Source organism: Bacteroides sp. D55t1_190419_B8 (genome assembly GCF_015558905.1).
Lineage (GTDB): Bacteria > Bacteroidota > Bacteroidia > Bacteroidales > Bacteroidaceae > Bacteroides > Bacteroides vicugnae.
This window is the reverse complement of sequence record NZ_JADMOU010000015.1, coordinates 1-6810: the sequence shown is the minus strand read 5'-3', so window position 1 is coordinate 6810 and position 6810 is coordinate 1. Positions and strand designations below refer to the sequence as shown.

The 6810-nt window shown below is 40.8% G+C and carries 5 protein-coding genes; 1 reads left to right on the top strand and 4 read right to left on the bottom strand.

The window, feature by feature from the left end; genetic code table 11:
* Positions 1-86: 86 nt before the first annotated feature.
* From I2I13_RS13895 to I2I13_RS13880, 4 genes are read right to left on the bottom strand one after another with little or no spacing between them, the layout of a single operon-like run.
* Entirely contained in the window at positions 87-704 is a 618-nt protein-coding gene (locus I2I13_RS13895; protein WP_148367171.1) for a radical SAM protein, read from the bottom strand.
* The gene (locus I2I13_RS13890; protein ID WP_195649724.1) at positions 701-3871 is read right to left on the bottom strand and encodes an exodeoxyribonuclease V subunit beta; all 3171 of its coding nucleotides are present in this window, start codon (positions 3869-3871) and stop codon (positions 701-703) included. Before I2I13_RS13890 ends, I2I13_RS13895 begins: the two co-directional genes overlap by 4 nt.
* 8 nt (positions 3872-3879) lie before the next feature.
* Entirely contained in the window at positions 3880-4506 is a 627-nt protein-coding gene (locus tag I2I13_RS13885) for a YhcH/YjgK/YiaL family protein (protein ID WP_148367169.1), read from the bottom strand.
* Positions 4503-5111 (bottom strand): RNA polymerase sigma-70 factor, encoded by a 609-nt coding sequence (locus tag I2I13_RS13880; RefSeq protein WP_004300457.1) that lies wholly within the window; start codon positions 5109-5111, stop codon positions 4503-4505. Before I2I13_RS13880 ends, I2I13_RS13885 begins: the two co-directional genes overlap by 4 nt.
* 160 nt (positions 5112-5271) lie before the next feature.
* Here I2I13_RS13880 and I2I13_RS13875 point away from each other — a divergent pair, with 160 nt between their 5' ends.
* Positions 5272-6264 carry a FecR family protein gene (locus I2I13_RS13875; RefSeq protein ID WP_195649723.1) on the top strand — a complete coding sequence of 331 codons (993 nt, stop codon included), beginning with the start codon at positions 5272-5274 and terminating at the stop codon, positions 6262-6264.
* Positions 6265-6810: the final 546 nt, after the last annotated feature.

The window sequence follows — 6810 nt, the reverse complement described above, 5'->3', positions numbered from 1 at the left end:
TGATGAATTCAATATCATTCGCTTCGGCTATTTGCCGACGAATCTCTTTTAAAATTTTACAGGTTTGTTTTCCTCGTGCCATGGCATTAATCATTAGGGGTTTTATAGGTGAATCGGTCGAATTGGGTGATTCCCATTTCTTTCAAAAGCTCTATGCTGTAGTCTACATCTTTCTCTGTATTATAAGAAGGAATGAGCGGTGTCCGAATGATAATTTTCCCGGCTTTGCCTTCTTCGATTAAATACCGGAGATTGCATAAAACCCTTTCATTACCTTTTTCGGTATATCGCTGATAAATGTCATTATTCATGTCTTTGATGTCGACGATATAATTATCTACAATAGAAATCAACTCTTCTACATTCTGTAGTGGAACATTGAGAGACGTTTCGACAGTGATTCTCCATTCCGGTCCGCAAAGTTGGCGAAACTGCCGGATGAACTCGTTTTGCAATAATGGTTCTCCACCTCCAAATGTGACTCCTCCGCAGCTCGCCAGAAAGTAAAGTTCGTCTTTACGTACTTCCTCGTAGAGTTGGTTACAATCATATCTCTCCCAAACGCCATCAGGTTGTAGAGAGGTTGGATTGAGACAATATTTGCAACGCAACGGACAGCCATGGAAAGCAACTAATGTTGTAACTCCTTCACCGTCAATCGTTAGTCGATGGCGGGCAATGCCGATGAGAGGAACAGCTTTCATACTTTTTCTATTTTTTCTTCATCCACATACCACAAATAGCCGGTGATATTTTTATATCCCATCTTGGTAAGAAGTTGCATATATCCTTTCACTTGTTTGTTATATTTAGGATTTTCCTTACCAAACTTGAAATCGACTACAACAACCTGATCGTCTTTCATCATTACACGGTCCGGACGACGGGTTTGCAAAACTCCTTTTTCTTTATAGATAATAGCACATTCATTAAACAGCGTCCATTTTCCGGAATACCAATCTTGAATTTCAGGGGAAGAAAAAGCTTTCTTTGCAACTTCACGAGCCACCTTCTCTTTCTCATCATTTCTGATAACTCCTTCAAAAATAAGCCGTTCGATGGCCGGATCGATATCTTCTGCCGTTTCGATGACAGAAAATAAAGTATGTAACATGCGTCCGCGGTTGATAAAGCGGTCGTCCGAATCTTCTTCTTCAATGCCCTGAATGAAGTCAGCAGAGCGGTTGGACTGACGAAATTCAATATCATGCCGCATGGATTCCATCCGGATAGGGAGTTTTTTTGGTTTCTGGGTTAGCTTGTTTGTGGATATCTTTCTTCTTTCTTCTTCTGAAGGGCACAGTTTCCCTTGCTCGTAACAGTCTTCTTCCCTGTCAATCCCTTCTTCTTGGGCTACTATCGGTAGGGTGTTTGCCAATAGTTCGGACATGGTGCCTTTCTGGCTTTTTCTACTCCAGATAATAAGGTTTTTCCCTGCGCGGGTAAAAGCAACGTATAGTAGATTGAGGTTATCTACCCAAAGTTGAAGACGCTCTTGCAGGTAGTCGTTACCATAAATCGATTCAGCCATTTGGGTGGAATAGTTAATAGGAAGAATATCCAATGCATTGAACGGTGCTGTTTGCGGGGCACACCATACAAGCTGATTATTGGTTTCATTCTCCAGCTTCCAGTCGCAGAAAGGAAGGAGCACGGTATGGAATTCCAATCCTTTGGATTTGTGTATGGAGAAAATCCGGATACCTTCTACTTCTCCACTTGGAATTGTTTTACTGCATAATGTTTCGTCCCAATACCGGATGAATCCGGCCAGCTCGGAAGAGTTGCTTTGCAGATAATCGGTCACGGCATCAAAAAAAGCGAATAAATAGGCATCCTGATCTTTAATAAGATTCATCTCGAATATGCTGAAAAGTTCCTCTAAAAGCTCATAGAGAGGCATTAGCCTTAGTTCCTTTATCTTTTCAAGAAAAGCTGCGGGAAGATAATTCCCGGCAGGGAGGAGTAGGAGAGTATTCCAATCCAGTCCTTTCTGTAAAACCTCGTTTTGATAGGCTACGGCCAGTTGGGCACGTGCTATTTTATTGTTTTCATCGGAAAGGAATCGCAGTGCATCCAGCATCATACAAATGGCGAGAGAGGCGTCCAGGCGGAAGGCTTCGTCTGATACCACTTTATAGTGTAGCTCCTTATCGAAGTAATCGGCGATTCGGGGAATACTTTTATTTTTCCGTACCAGGATGGCTATATCATTAAGTCGTACTCCGGAGGTGAGGAGATGTTTTACTTCTTCTCCCAGACTAATTAATGTCTGTTCGGTATAATCATGTTCTTCGTCGGGTTCGAGAAAAGATACTTTTACATATCCTTTTTCTGTACTTCGTGGAGATTCCTGCACAACGTCGGCATAGGCTTTCTGCAGATCCTCACAATCCTTGCCTAACTGTTGCTTATATACTCCGTTCAGATAGTTGGCGGCAGCTGTGAAGATTTGGTTATTAAACCGGATCACATTGGTTTCACTTCTCCGGTTGGTAGCCAGTGTCTTGACGCGGATCGGGAAATGTTCGATGTGGTCATTCAGGCTGTTGAGAATTCCCCAATCGCCATTTCGCCAACGATAAATGGATTGTTTAACGTCTCCTACAATCAAACTGTCTGCTCCTTGAGACAATCCTTCCAGTAAGAGCAATTTGAAATTTCCCCATTGCATCCGGCTGGTATCCTGAAACTCATCTATCATGACGTTATGGATATTCGTTCCTATCTTTTCGAATACAAAAGAAGAGTCACCGTCTTTCACCAGTTGATGGAGCAGGGCATTCGTATCTGATAATAGAAAACGATTGTTGTCGTGATTCAACTGACGTACTTCTTCATCGATATTGGCGAGGAGTTGCACTTTGTTGAGATGTTGCAGGGATAATCGGCAACTATTCAGTAACAAATTATTCTTGGAACGTAACTTTTCAGCATCTTCCAGAATTTGCATGAGACTGGAGTTGGCTAAATTAATGATGTCCGCGTAGCGGGGAGAAGTCTTGGTTGCCCAGTTCTTTGAGTCTTCCAGACATTTTTCTACTGTGGCATTACGGATATCATTGCCTAAAATACCATTATTAAGTTTACGAAAATAACTTCCGATTCCGCGTGAACCGTTTTTTAGATCATCAGCAGTCAGTGCGTGTCCGTCCAGTTCTCCTTCGAATTGGTCGTAGAATCCTTTCATTTGCTCCAGTATTTCCGTTTCCAGAGCTTTCAGTTGCTTGCGATACTCTTTGATGGTATCCGGGTTTCGTAACCGTTGCCGGAGTCCTTCTCCCTTTTCAATATAACCTTCATCGAAAATATTGCGTCCGAAACTTTTTACTTCGTCCGATACGTTCCAACGTTTATCGTCGGCAATCCGCTCGTTGATATAATCGAGCAACCATGCGAGGACGGGAGAAGTGGGTCCTAGTTTCTCAATCATGCTATCTACAGCGTCGCTAAGAACTTCGGTGTTATTTAACTCGATATTCAGATTCGGGCTAAGTTCCAGTTCCCGTGCGAGATTGCGCATGACAGATTGAAAAAATGAGTCGATAGTCTCTACCCTGAACCGGCTGTAATCATGCAGCATATAGCTAAGGGCGACGCCTGCCGCTTCCCGTATCTCCTGTTCTGTTTTTCCAGTCTCTTCTTTAATTCGGTTGAGGTAGGCTTCGGAATCTTTATCGCCTATCTGTATGCCGTAAAGCTGACTAAGAATACGTTCTTTCATTTCTGCTGTTGCTTTATTGGTAAAGGTGACAGCGAGAATTTGCCGGTAGGCGCGGGGATTGAGAATTAACAGTTTGATATATTCCACTGCTAAGGTAAATGTCTTACCCGAACCTGCGGAGGCTTTATAGACTAAAAGTTCACTCATGTTTCTGTTTATGGGATATATTCGATTTTAGCAACAATGACCCGTATGTCCTCCGGTTCTTTCCCTGCCTTTACCAATGCCTGATGGAAGTTTTTGGGGAAGAACATGAAGAATGTATCCGGAGTGGAATCTACATATTTTATTTTCTTGGCTTTGTAGAAAGTAACATCCGGTTTGTATTCAGTGATAGGCTCTGCATATTCTGCTGAAGTGATTCCGAAACGTTCGGTGCCTTTTACTACATATTGCAGATCAATACCATGGCGGTGTGCTTCGATTTTACGTTTACTGACATCTTGCGTTGTTGCATCCTGTACATTGATGTAACAATGTTCGCCATCCACTTCGTATCGTCCGGCAGGCATATTCACAAGGTCGTGGGTAGCTAGCCATTGGAAAGTCTTGTCCCATACTTTCTTGTTCTTATGATATTGTGACGCAAATTCCTGATAATCGGTCGTTTTATGAGGCATTGCCTTCAATCCGTTCGCCCATTCTTGTTTTTGTGTCCATTGACGGGCTTGTTTAAGAGTCCAGTTATCAGCGGATTCTTGTGAACACACGTTTTCAGTGAAGAAGAAAAGAAAAAGTCCGATAAACAGGCTTGAACTACTAAATACGAATTTTGATTTCATGATTGTTCGAAAAAATTAGGTCCGAAAATAAGTATGAATAAAGGTAGATAGTCTTTTAAAGCTACTCGCAATAACTTTAAGGCTTGTCCAATCCTGTAATTAATCGTTTGTGGAGATACATTCAGCTTCTCGGCAATTTCTTTATGCGTCAGATGTTGATTGCGGTTCATCTCGTAAGCTTCGAGATATTCTTTCGGAAGTTTTTTTAGTGCTTCTTCATATAAACGGAAAAGCTCATCACTCAAATAGAAGTCCGGGTTATTGAACTCACTATCATATTTATCAACGATTTCCTGATGAACTTTTCGTTTGATCTCAAAATGGGAAAGACGGTTGAGAGCTTTGTTCTTGACAATTGTGAAAAGAAGTGTTTTGAGTGTCAGCTCTTCCATAAGAGTACAACGATTTTCCCACAGCCACATCATCGTTTCTTGTACAATCTCCTCTATTTCTTCCTGCTCGCCTACATATTGGGAACAAAAAGCACATAGCCTACGGAAATAATGTCTGTAGACGACGTCAAAAACTTTTTCTTCTCCTGCTTTTAGGGCAGTGATAACGGACTTATTATTATTAATATCCAAATATATCGGAGATTGTGACATTCTCTTTTAATTTATGTAAGACAAAAATAATGAAAGAAGTAGATAAATGAAATAAAAATGCGAGAAAAAATATTTTTTTCTTTTTCTCTTTAGTATATTTGTACTCACAACTGTATTACTACAAAGGTATTATAGTTTTTTTGTAAAAAGATAAAAGAGCATGGATGAAACTATCTTGGTGAATTACCTGCAAGGCGAATGTAATGATGAAGAAGCTGCCCGGGTGGAAGCTTGGTGCGAGGAAGGACCGGAAAACCGGAAAGCTTTGGAGCAACTTTATTACACTCTTTTTGTAGGTGAGCGTATAGCGGTGATGAATACTGTAGATACAGAGGCGTCATTGGAGCAATTTAAATCAGCTATCAGAGAAAAGGAGAAAAAGGCTAAGCGGAAAAGTATCTCGATCCGTTGGGGACGTTATGCTACTGTGGCGGCTGCTTTTCTTACCGGACTCGTTTTTGCCGGTGGAATTGCTTGGGGATTACTTTCTAATAAGCTTTCGGATTATGAGGTGATAACTGCTGCCGGACAGAGAGCGCAGACTGTGTTGCCGGATGGTAGTAAGGTATGGCTGAATGCATCTTCAAAAATAGTTTATCATAATTCTTTTTGGAGTTCGGATCGTCAAATTGATTTGTCGGGTGAAGCCTATTTTGAAGTGTCCCATGATAAACATGCTCCATTTATAGTAAATAGCAAACAAATCAAGACTTGTGTGCTTGGTACGAAATTTAATGTGCGTGCACGCCAAGATGAGAATAGGGTAGTGACTACCTTGCTTCAAGGACTGGTACGGATAGATTCTCCGCGAACGGAAGAGAATGGCTATTTGTTGAAACCGGGACAGACATTGAATGTGAATACGGATACTTATCAAGCAGAGTTAATTGAATATAACCAGCCTACAGATGTGCTTCTCTGGATTAATGGCAAGTTGGAATTTAAGCAACAATCTTTATTGGAAATAACCAATATTATGGAGAAGTTGTACGACATCAAATTTATCTATAAGGATGAAACATTGAAATCAGAACGGTTTACCGGTGAATTCTCTACTGATAGCACTGCTGATGAAATACTGAATGTTTTAATGCATACTAATCATTTCTCTTACAAGAAAGACGGACGGATTGTCCGGATGATGAAGAAATAAGATAATAAAGTTTTTTGTCGCTGAATACATATCACAATTATGCTCAAAACCGTACCGTTTTGAATTAAACAGATCATAAATTTAGGCACGGATTACGCGGATTACACGGTAGCTTTGCGCACTCACTACGCTAAAACCGTGAAATCCGTGTAATCCGTGCCTAATTCCTTATTTATAATTTCACTCATAACGGTACGGAAATGAATGAAACAGTGCGAAAATGAGTGAAACTGTACGGATTCGGTCATACATAGTGGAAAAATATCTATCATACTTTTATCAGCAAAAAGGGACATCTATCATTCCTGTACTGTATCTGTTTTAGTGTAGCATTAGGTGAGATAATCCATTTAAAGACATACGAATGCACACTTTATAGGATGATAACCAGTATTTGACAGCTTAATTATCTATGGGGAGCGGCAGTATTTCTATAGTTCACAAGTGTGTGCCGTACAGCCCACGCATGCAGGGCAGACGCATTAAAAATCATTATCCTGTAAAAGTTTTGATAAATATTTTTCATCCCACCCAGCTTTTAGCCTT

Coding starts and splice junctions, on each gene's coding strand:
- I2I13_RS13885 (WP_148367169.1), bottom strand. CDS start 4,506: ATGAAATCAAAATTCGTATTTAGTAGTTCAAGCCTGTTTATCGGACTT.
- I2I13_RS13895 (WP_148367171.1), bottom strand. CDS start 704: ATGAAAGCTGTTCCTCTCATCGGCATTGCCCGCCATCGACTAACGATT.
- I2I13_RS13890 (WP_195649724.1), bottom strand. CDS start 3,871: ATGAGTGAACTTTTAGTCTATAAAGCCTCCGCAGGTTCGGGTAAGACA.
- I2I13_RS13875 (WP_195649723.1), top strand. CDS start 5,272: ATGGATGAAACTATCTTGGTGAATTACCTGCAAGGCGAATGTAATGAT.
- I2I13_RS13880 (WP_004300457.1), bottom strand. CDS start 5,111: ATGTCACAATCTCCGATATATTTGGATATTAATAATAATAAGTCCGTT.